Genomic DNA, 20691 nt, shown 5'->3' on the forward strand with positions numbered 1-20691 from the left:
TGCGTTTCCGGTCCGAGCGGATTCGGGCTATGGTCGGCCATTTGATGCCCTTGGGGGCATCCGTCGACACGCACGAGAACCATACGAAACGAGTGATGAACGTGAATCCCTCCTCTCCTGTCCCGCCGTCCGCCGCCCGCCGGCGCCGCCTGCGGCCACGCCGTCTCCAGGTCGAGGACGTGCTCGTCGTGAAGCGGTCGCGCATCCGCACCGCGATCTCCGGGACCGTCGTCGGCAACTTCATGGAGTGGTTCGACTTCGGCATCTACGGCTACCTCGCCGTCACCATGACGGCGGTCTTCACGCAGGGACTGCCGGCCGAGGCGGGGCTGCTCGTGACGCTGTTCGGGTTCGCGGTCTCCTTCCTCGTCCGACCCCTCGGCGGCGCCGTGCTCGGCCCCATCGGCGACCGCATCGGGCGCCAGAAGGTGCTGTTCCTCACGATGACGATGATGGCCGTCTCGACGGCGCTCATCGGCGTGCTGCCCACCGCCGCGCAGATCGGCCTGTGGGCGATCATCCCGCTCTACCTGCTCAAGATGATCCAGGGGTTCTCCACGGGCGGCGAGTACGCCGGAGCGTCGACGTACGTGGCGGAGTTCTCGCCCGACCGCCGACGCGGGTTCTGGTCGTCGTGGCTCGACACCGGCTCGTACATCGGCTTCGCGGCCGGAGCCTCGACGGTCGCCCTGACGACGCTCGTCGTCGAGTCGATCTCTGGCGCCGGCGCCATGGTCGACTACGGATGGCGCATCCCCTTCCTCATCGCCCTTCCGCTCGGCGTCGTCGCGATCTGGTTCCGTCTGCGCATCCCCGAGACCCCCGCGTACGAGGTGGCCGAGTCGTCCGGCGAGACGGAGGCCGACGGCGAGGACCCGATGGCCCGTCACGGCATCGTCGGCATCTTCCGCCACTTCTGGCGTCAGATCCTCGTGGCCATGGCCATCGTCGCGGCGACCAACACGGCGGGCTACGCGCTCACGAGCTACATGCCGACCTACCTCGAGAAGGACGTGGGCGTCTCCAACCTCATGGCCGCCATGGCGACCGTGCCCGTGCTGATCGTCATGGCCGCGTGCCTTCCGCTCGTCGGGCGCCTGTCCGACCACGTCGGACGCAAGCCCGTCTATCTCGCTGCCGTCGCGGCGACGCTCGTGCTCATGGTGCCCGCGTTCGCCGTCATGCAGATCGGCGAGGAGTGGGCCATCCTCATCGCGCTCGCGATGGTCGCCGTGCCGGTGGCCCTGTGGGTGGGCCCGTCGGCCGCCGCGCTCCCCGCGATGTTCCCGACGGCGTCGCGCTTCGGCGCCATGGCGATCGCCTACAACCTGTCGGTGTCGCTGTTCGGCGGGACGACGCCGCTGTTCAGCGAGTGGCTCATCCAGCTCACCGGCAACACCTTCATGCCGGCGTTCTACATCATGTTCTTCGCCGTCGTCGCGGGCGCGGCCGTGCTGACGATGCCGGAGTCGGCCCGGCGGCCCCTCATCGGCTCGGTGCCGACCGTGGAGACGAGGGCCGAGGCCACCGCGCTCGTGGCGGAGCAGGATGCGAACCCGCTCATCGACACGAGCACGATGCCGCTCGACATCCTGCACGGCGAGCGCGAGCGCGCTACAGCCAGCGCCGGCGCCTGAACAGACCCCAGAGCGCGAACCCGAGCCCGACCATGAGCGCGAGCGCGAGCGGGTAGCCGTACGCCCACGACAGCTCGGGCATCTGCTCGAAGTTCATGCCGTAGACCGTTCCGACGAGCGTGGGGGCGAAGAGGATGGCGGCCCAGGCCGAGATCCTCTTCACCTCCTCGTTCTGGGCGAGGCCCGCCTCCGTCATGCGGCGCATCTCGTCGTTCTGGCGCTGCGCGGCGAGCGTCGCGTCGACCGTGAGGGCGTTCTCGAGGATGGCGCGGAAGGCGCCCGTGCGGTCGGCGACGCGCAGCGCGTGGTCGAGCACGTCGCGCAGCGAGCGCTGCAGCTCCTCGTCGACCCGGTACTTCTCCGAGCCGCGCAGGAGCGCCTGGAGCATCGCGACGAGCGGCTGCGTCGCCCGCTGGAACCCGATGACCTCGCGGGCGAGGTCGTAGATGCGGCGGGACACCGACGTCGCCCCGTCGAACAGCTGGTCCTCGATCTCGTCGATGTCCTGCTCGAGCCCCGCCACGACGGGGGCGTACTGGTCGACGACCTCGTCGAGGATGGCGTACAGCACGGCTTCGGGGCCGCGGGCCAGCAGGTGCGGAGCCTGCTCGAGCCGCCGCCGCACGCGGCCGAGGTCGGGGGCCTCGGCGTGGCGGATGGTCGCGACGAAGTCGGGGCCGACGAACACGTGCAGCTCGCCGAACTCGACCCGCTCCTCGTCGTCGCGGTAGCGGGCGGGCCGCAGCACGACGAACAGCGTGTCGCCGTAGCGCTCGAGCTTGGCGCGCTGGTGGCCCTTGAGGGCGTCCTCCACGGCGAGCGGGTGGAGGGCGAACTCCGCGGCGAGCGCGCGGATCTCCTCGGCGCTCGGGCGGTAGAGGCCGAGCCAGGCCATCCCGTCGCGCTCGCGTGCCGCCTCCTGGGCCGTTCGCAGGTCGGCGGGGTCGGGCGTCCTGCGTCCGTCCACGTACACCGCGTTGTCGATCAAAGCCATCATCGTTCACCTCATCCGCTCGTTCGGGCGCGCGCGGACGAGCCGCGCGCACGGAAGCCGCGCGCATGCGCGCGGCGGCGCCGCCGAGGGGCTCGGGCGTCAGCGGGAGATGCTGATCGACGAAGGCATGTCGGCGGCGCGGCGACTATCACTGGACATCGCGCATCACCTGCCTTCGGATCGGGGAACGGGCGCAGAGCCCACGCGACCCTACGCCCGTTGCCGGAGGAGAGTCAAACCGTGTAGCGCAGCAGCGCCGCCCCGTGCGGAGCGAGGTCGAGCGGGATGGCCGTGCTGCCGGTGGCGACGCCGCGGTCGGCGGGCGGCGCCGACGGATGGTGCGCGACGTCCGTCGCCGTCCAGAGCTCGCGCAGCGCGCCGTCGAGACGGGCAGGGAGCCCGACGTTCTGCGCGTCGAGGAGCACCGACCGCGCCGTGTCGTCGAGGTTGAACGCCGCGATGTAGCGCTCGCCGTGCTCGCCGTCGGCGGTCCACAGCACGAGCCCTCCCTCGCGGAACACCTCCCGGCTCCCCGTCGCGCGCAGCAGGGCGAGGGCGTCGGAGTTCTGGAAGAGCGCGACGGTGGCGGGGTCGCTCGTCGGCAGGTCGCCGCCGATCATGAGCGGCGAGCGGGCCACCAGCCACAGGGTGAGGAGCGACACGCGCTCGGCAGGGGTGAGCCGATCGTGGCGCGGCTCGCCCCGCTCCGCGCGGATGCCGATGCGGCCGAGGGGGAGCATATCGCCGTCGGGCCATCCGTCCGCGGACGCGTGCGGCGCCCAGCGGGCGAAGCGGGCGAAGTTGGCCTCGACGTCGGCCCAGTCGTCCCACAGGTCGTCGCAGATGCGCCACATCGTCGCGTGCTCCCGTAGATGGTCGAGACGCGTGAGGGAGAGATCGCGGCCGGGCGAGAGGCTGAGCTCGATGGGCAGCCCCGTGCGGGCGATCGCGCGCGCGTAGGCCTCGATGTCGGCGGCCTGATACGGCCAGAGCATGTCGTCGGCCTTGATGAAGTCGACGCCCCAGGCGGCGTACAGGTCGAGCGTGGAGTCATAGTACGCCTGCGCAGCTGGATGGCGATGGTCGAGCCCGACCATGTCGGGGTTCCATTCGCACGCGTTCGCGGCGTCGGCCACGTCGGATGCCCGGGCGTCCGATCCGAGGATCGGCAGGTCCTCCGCGACGGCGCGACGGGGGATGCCCCGCATGGTGTGGATGCCGAACCGCAGGCCGAGAGCGTGGATGCGGTCGGCGAGTGGTCGGAAGCCGGCGCCCTCCGCCGAGCTCGGGAAGCGGCCCTCGTCGGGCACGAGACGGCCGTGGCCGTCGATCGCGAGCGGAGCGTCGGCGTTGTAGCCGTGCGAGCGCGCCGTCGGATCCGACCAGTCGATGTCGACGACCACGGTGTCCCACCCGTGCGGCAGCAGGTGCTCGGCGATGAACTCGGCGTTCGCGATCACCTCCGCCTCGGTCACGGTCGTGCCGTAGCAGTCCCAGCTGTTCCAGCCCATGGGCGGGGTGCGGCGAGGGTTCGACATGGGGTCCCTTCATCGGGTTCGCGGACGTCGTCGGGCGCGGGGCGCGACACCGAGGCTAGCCGATTACAACGTGGGAATCGAGCCTTGTCATCGGATCGACGCGTGGATCATCCGGTCAACCGGTTGCGATAAGGGGGTGGGTGTCCGTACGCTCGTCCCTGGAACATCCGAGAGCAAGGGAGCCCCGTGACCGCCTTCCCCGCCGTGCCCCGCCAGCGGATCATCGTCGACAACGACTTCTCCGGCGACCCCGACGATCTCGTGCAGATGGCGCATCACGCCCTGTCGCCGGCCGTCGACATCCGCCTCGTCATCGGCTCGCACCTGTCGCCCGGCGACCCGTTCGATCCCAGCGAGACGCAGGCCGACAACGCCGCCGCGATCGCAAGCGACCTCCTCTCGTCGATGGGGCGCGACGACATCCCCGTCCTCGCCGGCGCCCAGAACGCCATCCCCGACCGCGGCACCCCGCACGACACCGCCGCCGCGCGCGCCATCATCGCCGAGGCGATGCGCGACGACACCGACCTGCCGCTCGTCTTCTGCGCGGGCGCCGGGCTCACCGAGCTCGCCAGCGCCCTCCTCCTCGAGCCGCGCATCGCCGAGCGCATGACGCTCGTCTGGATCGGAGGCGTCGAGCACGACGGACTCGCCGTGCCGCCTCCCGACGCCTCGCCCGTGGAGTACAACCTCGCGATCGACGTCGCCGCCGCGCAGGTCGTGTTCGACAGCGCGGTGCCGATCTGGCAGGTGCCGCGAGACGCCTACCGCCAGGTGCTCGTCTCCGCCGACGAGATCGACCTGCGCATCCGGCCGCACGGCGCCCTCGGCGCGCGCCTCGCCGACGCGATCTCCCGGGTGGCCGAGATAGCGGCCGGGCACGGGCTGCCGCTCGGTGAGACCTACGCGCTGGGCGACAGCCCGCTCGTCCTCCTCACGTCGCTCCGGTCGTCCTTCCAGGCCGACCCCTCGTCGTCCGACTACGTGCTCGTGCCGCGCCCGGCCATCCGCGATGACGGCGGGTACGCGTCGCGCCCCGAGCGCGCGCCCATCCGCGTGTACCGGCGCCTCGACGTGCGCCTGCTCCTGGAGGACCTCTACGCCAAGCTGCAGCGCGCGGCCGCCTGAGGCCGTCCGCGCCCGCCTACGCTGGGCAGATGGATGGCGAGCGCGCCCCCGAGCAGCTGCTCACGGTGGGCGAGGTGAGCAGGCGCACGGGGGTCGCCGTGTCGGCGCTGCACTACTACGAGAGGCTCGGGCTCATCGCGTCGTCGCGGACGGCGGGCAACCAGCGCCGTTACCGACGCCACATGATCCGGCGCGTCACGCTCATCTCGGTCGCGAAGCGCCTCGGCATCCCGCTGGCCGACGTCGGGGCGGCGCTGCGCGACGTGCCGCTCGACCGCACCCCGACGCAGGCCGACTGGCAACGCGCGTCGGGGGAGTGGAAGCGCGTGCTCGAACGCCGACGGCAGGCGATCGAGCGCCTCGAGCACGCGCTCACGGGCTGCATCGGATGCGGCTGCCTCTCCATGACCGCGTGCCGGCTGCTCAATCCCGACGATGCGCTCGGCGGGGTCGGGGCCCGGCGCCTCGGGATCGAAGATGACGGCCCGATTTGACCTCGACCGCGGTTGAGGTTCTAGCGTCGGATCATGCAGACCTCCCACGTCGACGCCTTCAAGACCGCCTTCCGCCACCATCCGGCCGGGATCGCGCTCATCACGGCGGCGTCTCCCGATGGGCCCGTCGGGATCACGGCGTCGAGCGTCGCCTCCGTCGGGCTCGACCCGCTCGCGCTCGCGTTCTCCGTGACGCGGTCGAGCGGCAGCGCCGGCGGGATCCTGCGCGCCGACACCTTCGTCGTGCACCTCCTCACGGAGCACGACGTCGAGACGGCGCAGACGTTCGCCGTCTCGGGCAGCGAGCGCTTCACGCCGGCCCAGGGATGGCGCACTCTTCCAACGGGGGAGCCCCACCTCCCCACGGCGCGCGTGGCGCTGCGCTCGCGCGCACTGCAGATCACGCCCGTGGGGGCGTCGTCGCTCGTGCTCGCCGAGGTGCTCGACGTCATCGAGGGGCAGGACGGCGCTCCCGTCGTCTACCAGGACCGCGCCTTCCACGTCATCCGCCGCGCAGGGGACTGAGCGGCGTCAGCGTTCGTCGGCGATCGCCTCCGCCGCCTCGGTGATGCGGACGGCCATCCCGGCGAAGATGAACCCGTGGAACGGGAGGACGGCCAGCCAGTAGAGGCGGCCGGCGAGTCCGCGGGGGAAGAACACCGCGCGCTGGGCGTACCGCGCGCCCGCCCCGTCGGGGGAGACGCGCAGCTCGAGCCATGCCGAGCCCGGGACCTTCATCTCCGCGCGCAGGCGGAGCAGGCGGGCGTGCTCGACCGCCTCCACGCGCCAGAAGTCGATCGCGTCGCCGACCTGCGCCGCCGTGCGCGAGCGTCGCCCGCGGCGGAGCCCCACGCCCCCGACGAGCCGGTCCATCCAGCCCCGGACGGCCCACAGGACGGGCGACGAGTACCAGCCGTTCTCCCCGCCGACGCCGAGGACGACGCTCCAGAGGTCATCGGGGGCCGCACGGGTCGGGCGGGAGCGCTCGTCGACGAACACGGTCCGACCGGCCCAGTCGGGATCGCTCGGGAGCGGATCGCTCGGCGCTCCCGACACCTCCGCGTCCTGCCAGCTCGTCTCGACGAGGTCGGCCTCGACGCGGCCCAGCGCGAGCCGGACGGCCGTGCGGTACGGCGTGAGGCCGTCGGCGGGCGGCGGGATGAGGGCGTCGATCGCGTCGTCCTTCACGATGCACTCGTTCTGCAGAGACGCGATGAGGGGCCGCGCGATGGACCTCGGCACGGGCGTGACGAGGTTCACCCAGTGCGATGCGAGCCCCGGGGTGAGCACGGGCAGCGCGGCGATCGCGCGCTGGCGGAGCCCCGCCTCGAGCGCGTAGCCGTTCATCATCTGCCCGTACCTCAGCACGTCCGGTCCGCCGATGTCGACGGCGCGGCTGACGTCGTCGGCGACGCGCGCGGCGCCGAGCAGGTAGTGCAGCACATCGCGCACCGCGATCGGCTGGATGCGGTTGCGCACCCACCTCGGCGCCGGCATGTACGGCAGGACCTCCGTGAGGTGCCGGATCATCTCGAACGACGCCGAGCCCGACCCGATGACGACCCCCGCCTGCAGGACGAGCGCCGGCACACCGGAGGCCAGCAGGATCTCGCCGACCTGCACGCGCGAGCGGAGATGCGGCGAGAGGTCGGCACCCTCGGGATGGAGTCCGCCGAGGTAGACGATTCGCCGGACGCCTGCCGCCCTGGCCGCGTCGGCGACCGTGCGCGCGGCGCGCTCGTCCGCGTCCTCGAAGCCCCGACCGGCTCCCATCGAGTGGATGAGGTAGGACACGACATCGACGTCGTCGCACGCTGCGGCGACGGCCTCGGGGTCATCGGCCGAACCCTCGACGATCTCGACGTCGCGCCCCCAGGGGAACGCCCTCGCGCGAGCGGCATCGCGAGCGAGCACCCGCACGCGGTACCCCGCAGCGAGCAGCCGGGGTGTGAGCCGCCCGCCGATGTAGCCCGTCGCGCCGAGGACGAGCGCACGAGGCGCCGTCCCGTCGGCACGGGGGAGCGCGCGCAGGGCGGGCTCTCGGCCCGTGGGTGCCGTGAGGTCGGTCATGGCGCCAGGCTAGGCGCGGTGCCGGGCAGGGGAGAGGGGTTGACGCGATATCGCGGACGTGCATTGACTACGTAGTCATGCGTCGGTACGCTCGTGTCGTCCCGCGATGACGAGGAGGCCGGATGGTCGAGAAGGCCGCACGCGCACGCCGCGTCTCCATGGTCGACGTCGCACGGGAGGCCGGGGTGTCGCAGAAGACCGTCTCGCGGGTCGTCAACGACGAGCCGTACGTCGCGGTCGACGTGCGCGAGCGCGTGCTCGCCGTGATCGAACGGCTCGGCTTCCGGCCCAACGCGGCGGCGCGCGCGCTCGTGACGCGGCGTTCGCATCGCATCGGCGTCGTCGCGATGGGAGGGACCACGCTGCACGGGCCGACCTCGGTGCTCGCCGGCGTCGAGGCCGCGGCGCGACGGGCCGGCTACACCCTCTCGGTGATCCGCACGGAGCCCGGCGGCCGCGACGAGATCCAGGCCGCCGTCGACGCGCTCGCAGGGCAGGGTGTCGAAGCCGTCGTCATCTCGGAGCCCGTCGACGTGGGCGGTGCGCCCATCGACATCCCCGAGGGTGTCGAGGTCCTCACGTTCGGCATGGGGAATGCGACGAGTCATCCCCGGGAGCTCGTCGTCGGCGCGGACGAGAGCGGATGCGCGCGAGACGCCACCGATCATCTGCTCGCGCAGGGCCACGCCGTCGTCGACCACATCGCCGGTCCCTCCGACTGGCTCTCGAGCCGCAGCCGGACGGCCGGGTGGCGGCGTGCGCTCGTCGACGGCGGGGTCGCTCCGCCCGAGCCCGTCGCGGGCGACTGGACCCCGGCCGGCGGGTTCTCGGCGATGTCGGCGCTGATCGACCGCGGGGGCTGCACCGCCGTCTTCGTCGCCAACGACCAGATGGCGATCGGCGCGATGTCGGCCATCCAGCGCGCGGGTCTGCGTGTGCCGGAGGATGTCGCCGTCGTCGGGTTCGACGACATCGACGTCGCCGCCTACCTCGCCGTCCCGCTCACCACCGTCCGCCAGGATTTCGCCGAGACATCGCGCGTCGGGATGCACCGTCTGCTGCGCGCGCTCGACGGCCACGTGCACGACGACCTTCACCGCACGCTCCCCGCTCAGCTCGTGATCCGAGCCTCGAGCACCGCATCGCCCGCCGCCGGCTGACCCCTGGTCGGAGGACGGGCGCCCTCCCTCGTATGACAACGTAGTCAGGAGAACTCGTGGTCCCTTCTTCATCCCCGCCGAGCCACTCGCGTCGTGCGGTGCTCCGCCTTCTCGCGGCGGCCGGCGGCAGCGCGGCGCTCGCCACGGCGCTCGCCGCCTGCGCCCCGTCCTCGCGCCCGCCGCTCGCGTCGGGCGACGTCGACGTGTCCTTCTGGACCCATGACGACGGCTACGTCGCGTTCTTCTCGGATGCCGTGGCGCTGGCCGAAGCCGATTCCCCCTTCCGATACCGGCTCGACATCACGAAGGTGGGCGCGGCCGACATCGTGACGAAGCTCATCGCCCAGGCGGTGGCGGGAACGGGCACGCCGGATGTCGTCGGCCTGGAGATCGGGGCGTTCTCCCGCATGCTGCGAGGCGACATCGCTCCCGAGCTGCTCGTCGATCTGACGGACGCCGTCGCACCCGTGGCCGACGATCTCGTCACGGCGCGGCTCACGCCGTTCCAGAAGGACGGCGCGCTCTACGCGCTCGACTCCGACACCCCGCTCACGGTCTACTACCACCGTGAGGACGAGCTCGCACGCCTCGGCATCCCCGCGGAGCTCGGCACGTGGGAGGAATTCGGGCGGACGGGCGCCGCGCTCGCCGATCGCGAAGGGCTCGCCCTCGGCGCCGTGGCCACGAGCGACCCCGGCGGCACCGTGCAGAGCTGGCACATCCATCTGCTCCAGCGCGGCGGCGACCTCTTCGACGCCGACGGGCAGCCCTCTCTCGAGACACCGGAGGCCGAGGACGCGCTCGCGTTCGTCGCCCAGGGCGTCCAGTCGGGGGCGCTCGCGACGGTCGCCGACATGTACGGGCCCAGCATGCAGAGCGGCCTGAAGTCGGGGAAGATCCTCGGCGTCAACATGCCGTCGTGGTACGCCAGTTACGGCATCAAGCCGAACGTGCCCGAGCAGGAGGGGATGTGGCGGGTCGCGGCGCTGCCCCGGTTCGAGGGAGGCGGAGGACGCACGGGCGTGGGCGGCGGCACGGGCTTCGGCGCGCTGCGCGGCAAGGCAGCGACCGACGCGGGCGTCCACCTCGTCACGACGGCGTACCTCGAGCCGTCGCAGCAGATCGCCCGCTACAAGGCGCTCGGCTACCTGCCCACGCGCCGCTCCGTCTTCGAATCGGCGGAGCTCGCCGCCGTCGAAGACGACTACTTCGGCGGCCAGAGGCTCTTCGAGATCTACCGCGACATCGTCGACGACGTGCCGGAGCACCACCAGAGCGAGAACAGCGCCATCATGACGACCGTCCTCTCAGGACAGCTGCTGCGCGCCTACCGGGGCGACGTGAGCCCGGCGGAGGCGCTCGCGACCGCGACGGCCGACTACCGAGGGCAGGCCAGGGGATGAGCGCCATGACGCACACCGAGGCGCAGGTCCTGCCGCACCTCGCGCACAGGAGGGCCCGCGGCGGACGGATCCGCGCCGGGGCGGCGCCCTACCTCTTCATCGCGCCGTTCTACGTGCTGTACGGGCTCTTCATGATCGTGCCCGTCATCGCCGCGGTCGTCCTCAGCCTGACCGAATGGGTCGGCCTCGGCGAACCGGAGTGGATCGGGTTGCGCAACTACCTCGATCTCGCCCGCGACACGAGCTTCGGCTCGGCGCTGCTGAACTCCGCCGTCTACACGGCCGTGGCGGTGCTCGTCGTCGTGCCCGTCTCGCTCCTCGTCGCGCAGGCGCTGAATGCACGCGGTCTGCGCTTCCGCGACGCGTTCCGCGTGGCGTTCTTCGTGCCGATGGTGCTGTCGCCGATCGTCATCGCGCTCATCTACAGCCTCGTGTTCGACCGCGACTACGGGCTCCTGAACGCCCTCCTCCACGCGCTCTTCGGGATGCCGAGCATCGACTGGCTGGGCGACCCCGCCATCGCCAAGGGCGCCATCGGGTTCGTGCTGCTGTGGCGCACCGTCGGCTACCTGACGATCTTCTTCCTCGCGGCGCTGCAGAACGTGCCCCGAGAGCTCTACGAGGCGGCGGCGCTCGACGGGGCGGGCCCTGTGCGCTCCTTCTTCACCGTGACGGTGCCGTCCATCCGCCCGGTGACCGCGTTCGTCGTCGTGACGTCGTTCATCAGCGCCGCGCAGCTCTTCGACGAGCCCTATCTGCTCACGAAGGGCGGACCGGGCGAGGCGACGCTCAGCGTGGCCATGTTCATCTACCGCGCCGCCTTCGAGCGGCAGCAGTTCGGCTACGCCGCAGCGGCCGGCGTCGTGCTGTTCGCCATCGTGTTCGCCGTCAGCCAGGGGCTCAACCGCCTCCTCGGCATCGGGAGGGAATCGTGACCGCCATCGCCCAGCCGCCGTCCGTCGACACCCCGCGCGAAACCGCCCGGGCCCCGCACCGGAGGGCCTCGCGTGCACCGGCCGTCCTCCGGCGCGCTCTGCTCTACGCGACCCTCGTCGCCCTGCTCGTCGTCTTCGTCGCACCGCTCCTCTGGGCCGTCAGCGGCTCGTTCAAGGAGCGCGGCGACATCTTCCAGACGCCGCCGTCGCTCATCCCCGACCCGCTGACGGTCGAGAACTACGCGGCGCTCCTCTCCACCCAGCCGTTCTTCGCCTGGTTCGGGATGAGCGTCGGGACGGCATCGATCGCGACCGTCGTATCGGTGTTCGTGTGCGCGCTCGCCGGGTACGGCTTCGCCAAGTTCCGCTTCCGCGGGCGGCGCGTGCTGTTCGCCGTGATGTTCAGCTCGCTGTCGATCCCGTTCGCGGTGATCCTCGTGCCGCTGTTCATCCTCGTTGTGAAGAGCGGTCTCGCGAACCCGTGGTTCTCGCTCATCGTGCCGTGGGTCGCTCCCGCCTTCGGCATCTTCATGATGCAGCAGTTCATCGTGCAGTCCGTGCCGGACGACATCATCGAGGCCGCCCGCATCGACGGGAACTCGGAGTTCGGCACCTTCTGGCGCGTCGTCCTGCCGCTGCTGCGGCCGTCGCTCGGCGCACTCGGCGTGTGGAGCTTCCTGCAGAGCTACAACAGCTTCATGTGGCCCCTCGTCCTCGTCTCCGACGCCGAGCAGTACACCGTGCCGCTCGGGCTCAACATCCTGTTCGCCTCCGAGAACCGCTCGTACGACCTCGTGCTCGCGGGCGCCGTGCTCGCCTCGATCCCGACCATCCTCGTGTTCATCCTGCTCCGCAAGCAACTGCTCGAAGGCCTCACGGCCGGGGCGGTCAAGGGATGACGCGTCCGCCCTGCGAAAGGAACACCATGCCGCATCTCGACGAGTCCGTCCTCTTCGGCGCCGCCTACTACCACGAGTACCAGCCGAGCCCGCGGCTCGACGAGGACATGCGCCTCATGAAGGACGCGGGCTTCACCGTCATCCGCGTCGGAGAGTCGGTCTGGTCGACGTGGGAGCCGGAGGACGGCGTATACGACCTGGAGTGGCTCGCGCCCGTCCTCGACGCCGCCCACGCGAACGGGATCGGCGTCATCCTCGGCACCCCGACGTACGCCGCGCCCCTCTGGCTCGCCCGCCAGCTCCCCGAGATCAACGCGGAGACCCGCACGGGGCACCGGATGGGATGGGGTGCTCGGCAGGAGATCGACTACGCGCACCCCGCGTTCCTCTTCCACGCCGAGCGCGTCATCCGCCGGATCATCGCGCGTTACGCGGACCATCCCGCCGTCATCGGGTACCAGGTCGACAACGAGCCGGGCATGGTGTCCTTCTCGAACGACCAGGTGTTCCAGCGCTTCGTCGACGCCCTGCGCCGCGAGTACGGCACGGTCGCGGCGCTCAACGATGCGTGGGGGCTGACGTACTGGTCGCACCGCCTGAGCGACTGGGCCGACCTCTGGCGACCCGATGGCAACGCGCAGCCGCAGTACTCGCTCGCCTGGCGGCGGTTCCAGGGGCAGCTGACGACGACCTTCATCGCCTGGCAGGCCGACATCGTCCGCGAGTACGCGCGCGACGACCAGTTCGTCACGACCTGCATCGCCTACGACCGCGTCACGGCCGACGAGGAGCGGCTCACGCGCGCCCTCGACATCACGGCGGGCAACCCGTACTTCCGGATGCAGGACGCCCTCGCCCTCCCGAACGACGCCGAACCGGAGCAGTACTGGACGAGCCAGGGCGCGTGGGCTCTCGTCACGGGCGCGGATCGCATGTACGGCACCAAGCAGGCGCCCTTCCTCGTGACCGAGACGAACGCGCAGGCGATCGGGATGCCCTGGGTCAATGAGCCCGGCTTCGACGGCCAGTGGAGGCAGGCGGCGTGGGCTCTCGTCTCGCGCGGGGCGACCATGATCGAGTACTGGCACTGGCACACGCTGCATGCGGGCGCCGAGACGTACTGGGGCGGCATCCTGCCGCACAGCCAGCAGCCCGGCCGCGTCTACCGCGAGCTCGCCAGGATCGGCGAGGAGCTCCGCATCGCGGGCGATCGCGTCACGCGCTTGCGTCCCGACGCCGACGTCGCGATCCTGTTCGACACCGACAGCAAGTGGGCGCAGTCCGAGCACCCGTCGCTGTCGCGCGACGGCGAGCCAGATCGGCGGTCGTTCCAGACGGTGCGCGACGCCTTCGCGCGGGGCGTGTTCGAGGCGGGCCTGCAGGGGCGCGCGGTGCACGCCGCGCAGCTGCGCGAGCGCGAGCCCGCCGCGTTCGCGGCCGAGGTCCCCGTGCTCATCGCCGCCGGCTTCACGATCGCGTCTGATGACGACCTCCGGTGGCTCCGCGACTACGCGGCGGCGGGCGGTCACCTCGTCGTCGGGATCCGGACGGGCTACGAGGACGAGCAGGCGCGTGCCCGGCTCGAACGCAAGCCGGCGCACCTCGACGCGGCTGCCGGGGTCTGGTACGACGAGTTCAGCAATCTCGCACAGCCCGTCGAGGTGGCGGGCACGGAGGGATTCCCTGTGCCGGAGGGCGCGCGCGGGACGCTCTGGGCCGACGGGCTGCAGCTCGACGGCGCGGAGGCGATCGCGAGCTACGCGCATCCGCATCACGGCCGCTGGCCCGCCGTCACGACGTCGGTCCACGAGCGCGGGCGCGTGACGTACGTCGGCACCGTCCCCGACCTCGCGCTCGCACGGGCGGTCGCGGAATGGGCCGTGGCGCAGGGCGCGGGCGAGCCGGGATGGCGCCCCTCGGCTCCCACGCAGTCGGTGCAGAACGCACGGAACGCCCGCGGCGAGAGGCTGCACGTCGTGCACAACTGGTCGTGGGAGCCGAGCTCGTACCCCCTGCCGGACGCGGCCGAGGACGTGCTGTCGGGGGAGCGCCTCCCTGCGGGATCCGAGCTGCGGCTCGGTCCGTGGGACGTGCGCGTCGTGGCCAGCCGATGAGGATGCGCGGGGCGCGGGCCGGGGCGCCGGCGTCCCGCGCTTGCGTCGGCGCACCGGGATGAGAGAATATCGGCGTACCGTGTCGATCGGCGCGGAGGGGGCCGCGGCGATGCTGCGGATCCGCGACCGGAAGGCACGGAGAGCAGCGATGACGGACGATGCGAGCGGAAGCGGGCGCGCCGCCCCCGGGCCCTCGCATCGAGACCGGTCTCCCCGGCTGCCGGCTGCCGTTCCGGTGACCCGTCGCCGTGTCGGCGACGCCTGCCCCATCACTCCGATCATCCTGACGCAGAGCGCGGCGCCGCCTCGTGCGCGCTCGCGGCGCTCCGCCGCCGGCCTCCCGATCGCGACGCCGGTCGACCTGGCGCGTCCGACCGCCGTCGCGACGGCGGCCTTCCACGCGGGCCAGCTCACTGCCGCGGGCACGGCGGCGGCAGTCGCCGCCATGGTCGCGGGTGCGCTGACCCCCGGCTCGGGCGGCGGCTCGTTCATCGAGTCGAGACCCGCCCTCGCCGAGACGCAGCAGACCTCGTACTTCAGCGCCGAGGGCATCGACCCGCAGGTCGATCTCCCCGGCGTCGCCGTGGAGATCATCGAGCCCCCGCAGCAGGAGCTCGACGATCCCATCGCCTGGCTCCTGCCGACGCTGTTCCCCTCTGCTCCCTGGCAGCCCGACGACGGCTCGGATGGCTCGGGCGGAGCTGACGGGTCGGATGGCGCTGACGGGTCCGGCGGGTCCGATGGGCCGGGCGGGTCCGATGGGTCGGGCGGGTCCGATGGGTCGGGCGGGTCCGATGGGTCGGGCGGGTCGGATGGCTCGGACGGGTCCGGTGGATCGGATGAGCCGGGCGGGTCCGGCGGATCGGACGGCTCGGACGGTGCGACGCCCACGACGAAGCCGAGCCCGTCGCGGTATCCGACATCCGATCCCGACGACCCCTCGCCGTCGACCTCGAAACCCCCGTCGTCGACGTCGCCCACCAGCCCCGGATCGACGACGAAGCCGCCGGCGTCGACGACACCCACCAGCCCTGGGTCGACGACGAAGCCGCCGGCGTCGACGACACCGTCGAGCCCTGGGTCGACGACGAAGCCGCCGACGTCGACGACACCGTCGAGCCCTGGGTCGACGACGAAGCCGCCGGCGTCGACGACACCGTCGAGCCCTGGGGCGACGACGCAGCCGCCGACATCGACGAGTCCCGGGTCGACGACGAAGCCCCCGTCCTCGACGACGCCGACGAGCCCCTCGTCCACGACGCAACCGCCGTCGTCGACCACGACGCCGACGAGCCCCAGCTCGACGACACAGCCGCCGGCGACGACGCAGCCGCCGGCGACCACGCAGCCGCCGGCGACGACACAGCCGCCGGTGGTCGCGGATCCGCTGGGATTCACCGGGCTGCGGAAGAACGGCCTGCTCGGGCTCCTCCTCACCAGCTACACGCTCTACGTCGTCGGCGAGCCGAACACGTCGGCGACGGTGTCGTACGGTTCTGCGAGTGCCGGAACCGTCTCCCTCGGCGCCTCCGGCACTGGGTCCATCACCCTCGGGCAGTCGCTCATCGATCTGGGGCTGACCAACCCGACGATCACGGCGACGTACTCGGGCGGAGTCAACGGAGCGAGCGCGTCGCAGGCGCGCGACAGCATCCCCGTCGTGTGGTGAGCGGACGTCATCCCGCTCGGTAGTCTGCAGACGACGCCGACGAGAGGGGACGACCATGGTCGCCGTGTACGTGGACCCCGTCGACGGCAGCCGGTATCCGCTGGACGCGCCGCGCTGGCGGTCGGACGCGGGCCGTCCGCTGCTCGTCTCGGCGCAGCAGGGGATCTCGCCCGACGACATCGAGACGGGCGACCGCTCGCTGTGGCGGTATCGCGCGGCTCTGCCGGTGGACATCGCCCGTCCGATCAGCCTCGGCGAGGGCTGCACGCCGCTCGTCGAGCGCGCGCGAGGCGGCGCGCATCCGCTCTTCAAGCTGGAGTGGTTCAGCCCCACGGGGAGCTTCAAGGATCGCGGCACGAGCGTCATGCTGTCGTACCTCCGCGAACGAGGGATCGAGGCCGTGCTCGAGGACAGCTCGGGCAACGGCGGCTCGTCCGTTGCCGGCTACGGCGCGGCGGGCGGGATGGGCGTGACGATCTTCGCCCCGTCGTCGACCAGCCCCGCCAAGATCGACCAGGTCAGGGCGTACGGAGCGTCGGTGGTGCTCGTCGACGGACCGCGCGAGGAGTCGCAGGCCGCCGCCATCCGCGCATCGGATGACACGTTCTACGCCAGCCACAACTGGCAGGCGCTCTTCCTGGAGGGCGTGAAGACCCTCGCCTACGAGCTGTGGGAGGATCTCGGGTTCCGCGCTCCGGACAACCTCGTCGTCCCCGTCGGCGCGGGCAGCAGCCTCCTCGGATGCTGGCTCGGCTTCCGGGAGCTCCTCGCGGCGGGGCGGATCGAGCGGATGCCGCGGCTCTTCGCCGCGCAGCCGCTCGCCTGCTCCCCGCTCGACGCCGCGCTCCGCGGCGAGGACGACCGGCCGGTCGCGCCCACGATCGCCGAGGGAACGGCCATCCGCCGGCCGATGCGCCTCGCGCAGATGCTCCGCGCCGTGCGGGAGACGGGCGGCGACGCCGTCGCCGTGCCGGAGGACGCGATCGCCGCCGCCCTCCGGAGCCTCTGCGACGACGGCCTCTTCGTCGAGCCGACGAGCGCGACGGCCGCGGCGGCTTTCGACACGCTCCTCGCGCGCCGCGCCATCCTGCCGTCGGAGACGACCGTCGTGATGCTGAGCGGCAGCGGCCTGAAGGCGGCGGCGGCCGTGCGCGCCCTGGTGGCGTGACCCCCGCTTCTCCGCCAACGGATATCCCCTGCACGAGCGCACACCGGATGTCGCGGAATCCGGTGTGCGCTCGGCAGGGGGATGGGCTTTCGCCGACGGGCGACGCGCGGGCGACGCGCAACCGAAGCGGAACAGCCGCCGGGCGGGCTACCTCGTCGGCGTCGAATCCGTCGTCGGGAGCGGCTCGACACGGCCGCCGCGCAGCTCGGCCTCCAGGCGCTCGGCCTCCTCGCCCGAGATCGCCTCGCCGCGGGCGACCAGCCCCGCCTGATCCTGCAGCGGGATCTGCTTGAGGAAGAGCGACAGGATGAGCGCGAGCGCGACGAACGGGATCAGGTACCAGAACACGGGAGCGAGCGCATCCGCGTAGGCCGTGACGATGCCGTCGCGCACGTCGTCAGGAAGGGCGTTCAGCGTCGCCGGGTCGATCGTCGCGGTCGACGCGGCGGCGTCCTCCGCGCTCGCGCCGGCACCCGTGAACACGCTCATGAGGTTCTCGGAGAGGCGCGTGGTGAAGAGCGTGCCGAACACGGCGGTGCCGAGCGACGCCCCCACCTCGCGGAAGTAGTTGTTCGTGCTCGTCGCCGTGCCGATCTCGCCCGCGGGCACCGCGTTCTGCACGACGAGCACGACGACCTGCATGATGAGGCCGAGGCCCGCTCCGAAGAAGAACAGGAAGACGCAGATGAGCCACACCGGGGTGTCGGCCGTGAGCGTCGTGAACGCGCCCATGGCGAGCCCCGTCAGGATCGTCCCCGCGATCGGATAGGCCTTGTACCTGCCGGTCTTCGAGATCGCGATCCCGGAGGCGATCGACGTGCCCATGAGCCCGACCATCATGGGGATCATGAGCAGGCCGGATGCCGCCGCGGACGTCCCCGACGACATCTGCAGGAAGGTGGGCACGAAGCCGATCGCCGCGAACATGCCGATGCCCAGCACGAGCCCGATGGCCGTGGCGTTCACGAAGATGGGGTTGCGGAACAGCGACAGCGGGATGATCGGATCCTGCACGCGCGCCTCCGTGAGGACGAACGCCGTCGCCGCGACGACGAGGCCGGCGCCCCACAGCCACGTCGCGAGCGAATCCCAGCCGTACGCGGAGTCTCCGCCGAAGTCGGTGAAGAAGATGAGGCACGTCGTCGCGAGGGAGAGGAAGATCACTCCCAGGATGTCGATGGGCTTCTCGGCCTTCTTGCTCGGCAGCTGCAGGGCGATGAGGCCGATGACGAACGCCGCGATGCCGACGGGGATGTTGATGTAGAACGCCCACTGCCAGGTCAGGTGGTCGACGAAGTAGCCGCCGAGCAGCGGACCGGCCACGGCGGACAGGCCGAACACGGCGCCGAGCGGGCCCATGTACTTGCCGCGCTCGTTGGCGGGCACGATGTCGGCGATGATCGCCTGCGAGAGGATCATGAGGCCGCCGCCGCCGAGGCCCTGCATGGCCCGGAAGACGACGAACGCCCAGAAGTCGGTCGCGAACGCGCAGCCCACCGAGGCGAGCGTGAACAGCGCGATGGCGACGAGGAAGAGGTTGCGCCGCCCGAGCACGTCGCCGAACTTTCCGTAGATCGGCATGACGATCGTCGTCGCGAGGAGGTAGGCCGTCGTGATCCAGACCTGGTGTTCGACCCCGCCGAGCTCGCCGACGATGGTCGGCATCGCCGTGGAGACGATCGTCTGGTCGAGGCTCGAGAGCAGCATTCCTGCGATGAGGGCGCTGAAGATGATCCAGATGCGCCGCTTCGTGAGCAGGAAGGGCGCGCCTGCTGTGGTGGATGTCATGGGGTCTCCGGGTGGGATGAGGGCGGGGATGGAGCGGATCAGCCGAAGAGCTCGCGCACGACGGCCGCGCGCGTGCGCAGCCGATCGGCGAACTCGTCGATGGAGGGAGGGGCATCGCCGTGGTCGCGGAGGAACTCCTCGGCGACCACGCGGTTGAGGGTGCCCACGACGTGCACGAGCGTGTGTGCGCGGATGTCGCCGGCCGCGAGGCCCTCGCGGCGCTCGACGAGCGCGATGGTGCGGTCCTCTCCCTCTCGCACGAGCTGGAGGATGCGGCTGTGCAGCCGCGGCTCCTGCTCGATGATCGCGAACACGCGCTCCGCCTCCGAGGCCGTGAGGGCCATCCGGGCCCAGCGCGCGATGAAGAGCTCGAGGAGGGCGTCGACGAGGTCGGCGGACGGTGCGCCGGCGGTCGGCGTTCCACCCGCGACGAACGCGGCATCCAGCGCATCGTCGTCCCGCAGGGCGGGGAAGCCGAGGACGGCGTCCTCCTTCGCGGCGAAGTAGTTGAAGAACGTGCGGCGGGAGACGCCGGCCTCCTCGCACAGCTCCTCGATCGTGAAGCCGGCGAAACCGCGGTCGGCGGTCAGGCGGCGGGCGCACTCGGAGAGGCTCCGCAAGGTCTCCCGCCGCCGATGCTCCCTCAGCCCTGTTGCACTCTGGCTCATGAAGTGCAATATTGCACTCTCAATCTCAAAGTGCACTGAGAGAACCGGCGCGGTGAAGGGCGGATGGCCTCAGACTGGGAGCATCGTCCGTCGACACAGGGAGAGACCATGGTCCGCATCGCCGTCTTCGGGGGCACCGGCTACGCCGGCTCCCACATCCTCCGTACCGCCGCCGAGCGAGGCCACGAGGTGATCTCCTACAGCCGTTCGGTTCCCGCCGAGACGATCGCCGGGGTGTCGTACCGTGCCGGCTCGATCGCCGACCCGGCCGTGGTCGCGGAGGCGGTCTCCGATGCCGAAGTCGTGGTCAGCGCCGTCTCGCCGCGCGGTGCGATGGCGGGTGCGACCGCTCCCGCCATCGCGGTGCTCGCCGAGGAGGCGCGTCGCACCGGCACCCGCCTGGGTGTCGTCGGAGGCGCGGGATCGCTCCTCGTCGCGGAGGAGGGTCCGCGGCTGCTGGACGCGGGGTTCCCCGAGGAGTACAAGCCGGAGGCGGAGGAGATGGCGGGCGTCCTCGACGCCCTCCGCGAGACGCCGGATGACCTGGACTGGTTCTTCGTCAGCCCCGCCGGCGGGTTCGGCGCCTTCGCACCCGGCGAGGCCACGGGGTCGTACCGCCTGGGAGGAGACGTGCTGCTGGTGGATGACAAGGGCGAGTCGTTCATCTCTGGCGCCGACCTCGCGCTCGCGATCGTCGAGGAGATCGAAACGCCCGCGCACCGGCGAGCACGGTTCACCGCCGCCTACTGAAGCGGGTCGGATGCCCGTCACGGCCCGCGACACGCCGTGACGGGCATCCGATTTGCCCTCCCGTTCACATCCCCGTAATGTTGTCTCTTGTCGCCGCCAAGCGGTGAGGTTGAGCCGGAAGGTTCCCCGCCCCAGGACAGTGACAACACAACACAATCTCTGGTTGCGGTCTTTGGGCTGTGGCTGGGTGGGTGGGTGCCCCGGAGGGCTCGGTCGTGAGGTCGAGGGCTGGGTGCGTCTGATCCTTGAGAACTCAACAGCGTGCACTTGTCAAAT

General features: G+C 71.5%; 17 protein-coding genes. 12 read left to right on the plus strand and 5 right to left on the minus strand.

The features are described 5' to 3' along the window. Nucleotides 1-95: 95 nt before the first annotated feature. A complete protein-coding gene (locus tag ABD998_RS16210) occupies nt 96-1637 on the plus strand; it encodes an MFS transporter (protein WP_345441525.1) in 1542 nt (513 codons plus the stop codon). Here ABD998_RS16210 and ABD998_RS16215 read toward each other — a convergent pair. Further along, a complete protein-coding gene (locus ABD998_RS16215) occupies nt 1615-2631 on the minus strand; it encodes a magnesium and cobalt transport protein CorA (RefSeq protein WP_345441582.1) in 1017 nt (338 codons plus the stop codon). The two genes, ABD998_RS16210 and ABD998_RS16215, sit on opposite strands and share 23 nt — an antisense overlap. 233 nt (nt 2632-2864) lie before the next feature. Further along, entirely contained in the window at nt 2865-4169 is a 1305-nt protein-coding gene (locus tag ABD998_RS16220) for a glycoside hydrolase family 27 protein (protein WP_345441528.1), read from the minus strand. A gap of 186 nt (nt 4170-4355) precedes the next feature. Here ABD998_RS16220 and ABD998_RS16225 point away from each other — a divergent pair, with 186 nt between their 5' ends. From ABD998_RS16225 to ABD998_RS16235, 3 genes are read left to right on the plus strand one after another with little or no spacing between them, the layout of a single operon-like run. Further along, a complete protein-coding gene (locus ABD998_RS16225) occupies nt 4356-5297 on the plus strand; it encodes a nucleoside hydrolase (protein ID WP_345441531.1) in 942 nt (313 codons plus the stop codon). Between the two features lie 29 nt (nt 5298-5326). Next, nucleotides 5327-5791: a redox-sensitive transcriptional activator SoxR gene (gene soxR / locus ABD998_RS16230; protein ID WP_345441534.1), complete on the plus strand. Its 465-nt coding sequence runs from the start codon at nt 5327-5329 to the stop codon at nt 5789-5791. 33 nt (nt 5792-5824) lie between these two features. Continuing rightward, nucleotides 5825-6316 carry a flavin reductase family protein gene (locus tag ABD998_RS16235; protein WP_345441537.1) on the plus strand — a complete coding sequence of 164 codons (492 nt, stop codon included), beginning with the start codon at nt 5825-5827 and terminating at the stop codon, nt 6314-6316. A gap of 6 nt (nt 6317-6322) precedes the next feature. Here the strand turns inward: ABD998_RS16235 and ABD998_RS16240 are convergent, their stop codons facing one another. Beyond that, on the minus strand, nt 6323-7861 hold the full coding sequence (locus ABD998_RS16240; protein ID WP_345441540.1) for an SDR family oxidoreductase: 1539 nt from the start codon (nt 7859-7861) through the stop codon (nt 6323-6325). Between the two features lie 122 nt (nt 7862-7983). On the opposite strand from ABD998_RS16240, the gene ABD998_RS16245 reads away from it, so the two are divergent. The 7 genes from ABD998_RS16245 (at nt 7984) to ABD998_RS16275 (ending at nt 17209) form a co-directional block, all read left to right on the plus strand. Next, complete coding sequence (locus tag ABD998_RS16245) at nt 7984-9021, plus strand: LacI family DNA-binding transcriptional regulator (RefSeq protein ID WP_345441543.1); 1038 nt, start codon at nt 7984-7986, stop codon at nt 9019-9021. Nucleotides 9022-9119: 98 nt separating this feature from the next. Then, on the plus strand, nt 9120-10424 hold the full coding sequence (locus ABD998_RS16250; protein WP_345441546.1) for an ABC transporter substrate-binding protein: 1305 nt from the start codon (nt 9120-9122) through the stop codon (nt 10422-10424). Between the two features lie 5 nt (nt 10425-10429). After that, nucleotides 10430-11359, plus strand: a complete 930-nt coding sequence (locus tag ABD998_RS16255; protein WP_345441549.1) for a carbohydrate ABC transporter permease — start codon at nt 10430-10432, stop codon at nt 11357-11359. Beyond that, the gene (locus ABD998_RS16260) at nt 11356-12258 is read left to right on the plus strand and encodes a carbohydrate ABC transporter permease (protein ID WP_345441552.1); all 903 of its coding nucleotides are present in this window, start codon (nt 11356-11358) and stop codon (nt 12256-12258) included. The genes ABD998_RS16255 and ABD998_RS16260 overlap by 4 nt, the downstream gene beginning before the upstream one ends. A gap of 26 nt (nt 12259-12284) precedes the next feature. Continuing rightward, nucleotides 12285-14372 (plus strand): beta-galactosidase, encoded by a 2088-nt coding sequence (locus tag ABD998_RS16265; RefSeq protein WP_345441554.1) that lies wholly within the window; start codon nt 12285-12287, stop codon nt 14370-14372. A 235-nt stretch (nt 14373-14607) separates the two neighbouring features. Further along, complete coding sequence (locus ABD998_RS16270) at nt 14608-16041, plus strand: hypothetical protein (RefSeq protein WP_345441556.1); 1434 nt, start codon at nt 14608-14610, stop codon at nt 16039-16041. Between the two features lie 55 nt (nt 16042-16096). Then, complete coding sequence (locus tag ABD998_RS16275) at nt 16097-17209, plus strand: threonine synthase (RefSeq protein ID WP_345441559.1); 1113 nt, start codon at nt 16097-16099, stop codon at nt 17207-17209. A gap of 147 nt (nt 17210-17356) precedes the next feature. Here ABD998_RS16275 and ABD998_RS16280 read toward each other — a convergent pair whose 3' ends face one another. Together ABD998_RS16280 and ABD998_RS16285 are read right to left on the minus strand one after the other, a co-directional pair. Next, complete coding sequence (locus ABD998_RS16280; protein WP_345441562.1) at nt 17357-18997, minus strand: MDR family MFS transporter; 1641 nt, start codon at nt 18995-18997, stop codon at nt 17357-17359. A gap of 38 nt (nt 18998-19035) precedes the next feature. Further along, nucleotides 19036-19665 (minus strand): TetR/AcrR family transcriptional regulator, encoded by a 630-nt coding sequence (locus tag ABD998_RS16285; RefSeq protein WP_345441565.1) that lies wholly within the window; start codon nt 19663-19665, stop codon nt 19036-19038. Between the two features lie 108 nt (nt 19666-19773). On the opposite strand from ABD998_RS16285, the gene ABD998_RS16290 reads away from it, so the two are divergent. Beyond that, entirely contained in the window at nt 19774-20415 is a 642-nt protein-coding gene (locus tag ABD998_RS16290) for an NAD(P)-dependent oxidoreductase (protein ID WP_345441568.1), read from the plus strand. Nucleotides 20416-20691 lie beyond the last annotated feature (276 nt).

Origin of the sequence: Microbacterium gilvum (genome assembly GCF_039543865.1) — a bacterium.
GTDB classification, from domain to species: Bacteria; Actinomycetota; Actinomycetes; order Actinomycetales; family Microbacteriaceae; genus Microbacterium; species Microbacterium gilvum.

What these genes read in the sequence shown, in the direction of transcription:
- ABD998_RS16245 (WP_345441543.1), top strand. Translation starts at nt 7,984, where the DNA reads ATGGTCGAGAAGGCCGCACGCGCACGCCGCGTCTCCATGGTCGACGTC.
- ABD998_RS16240 (WP_345441540.1), bottom strand. Translation starts at nt 7,861, where the DNA reads ATGACCGACCTCACGGCACCCACGGGCCGAGAGCCCGCCCTGCGCGCG.
- ABD998_RS16280 (WP_345441562.1), bottom strand. Translation starts at nt 18,997, where the DNA reads ATGACATCCACCACAGCAGGCGCGCCCTTCCTGCTCACGAAGCGGCGC.
- soxR (WP_345441534.1), top strand. Translation starts at nt 5,327, where the DNA reads ATGGATGGCGAGCGCGCCCCCGAGCAGCTGCTCACGGTGGGCGAGGTG.
- ABD998_RS16275 (WP_345441559.1), top strand. Translation starts at nt 16,097, where the DNA reads ATGGTCGCCGTGTACGTGGACCCCGTCGACGGCAGCCGGTATCCGCTG.
- ABD998_RS16235 (WP_345441537.1), top strand. Translation starts at nt 5,825, where the DNA reads ATGCAGACCTCCCACGTCGACGCCTTCAAGACCGCCTTCCGCCACCAT.
- ABD998_RS16290 (WP_345441568.1), top strand. Translation starts at nt 19,774, where the DNA reads ATGGTCCGCATCGCCGTCTTCGGGGGCACCGGCTACGCCGGCTCCCAC.
- ABD998_RS16210 (WP_345441525.1), top strand. Translation starts at nt 96, where the DNA reads ATGAACGTGAATCCCTCCTCTCCTGTCCCGCCGTCCGCCGCCCGCCGG.
- ABD998_RS16255 (WP_345441549.1), top strand. Translation starts at nt 10,430, where the DNA reads ATGACGCACACCGAGGCGCAGGTCCTGCCGCACCTCGCGCACAGGAGG.
- ABD998_RS16285 (WP_345441565.1), bottom strand. Translation starts at nt 19,665, where the DNA reads ATGAGCCAGAGTGCAACAGGGCTGAGGGAGCATCGGCGGCGGGAGACC.
- ABD998_RS16215 (WP_345441582.1), bottom strand. Translation starts at nt 2,631, where the DNA reads ATGGCTTTGATCGACAACGCGGTGTACGTGGACGGACGCAGGACGCCC.
- ABD998_RS16265 (WP_345441554.1), top strand. Translation starts at nt 12,285, where the DNA reads ATGCCGCATCTCGACGAGTCCGTCCTCTTCGGCGCCGCCTACTACCAC.
- ABD998_RS16220 (WP_345441528.1), bottom strand. Translation starts at nt 4,169, where the DNA reads ATGTCGAACCCTCGCCGCACCCCGCCCATGGGCTGGAACAGCTGGGAC.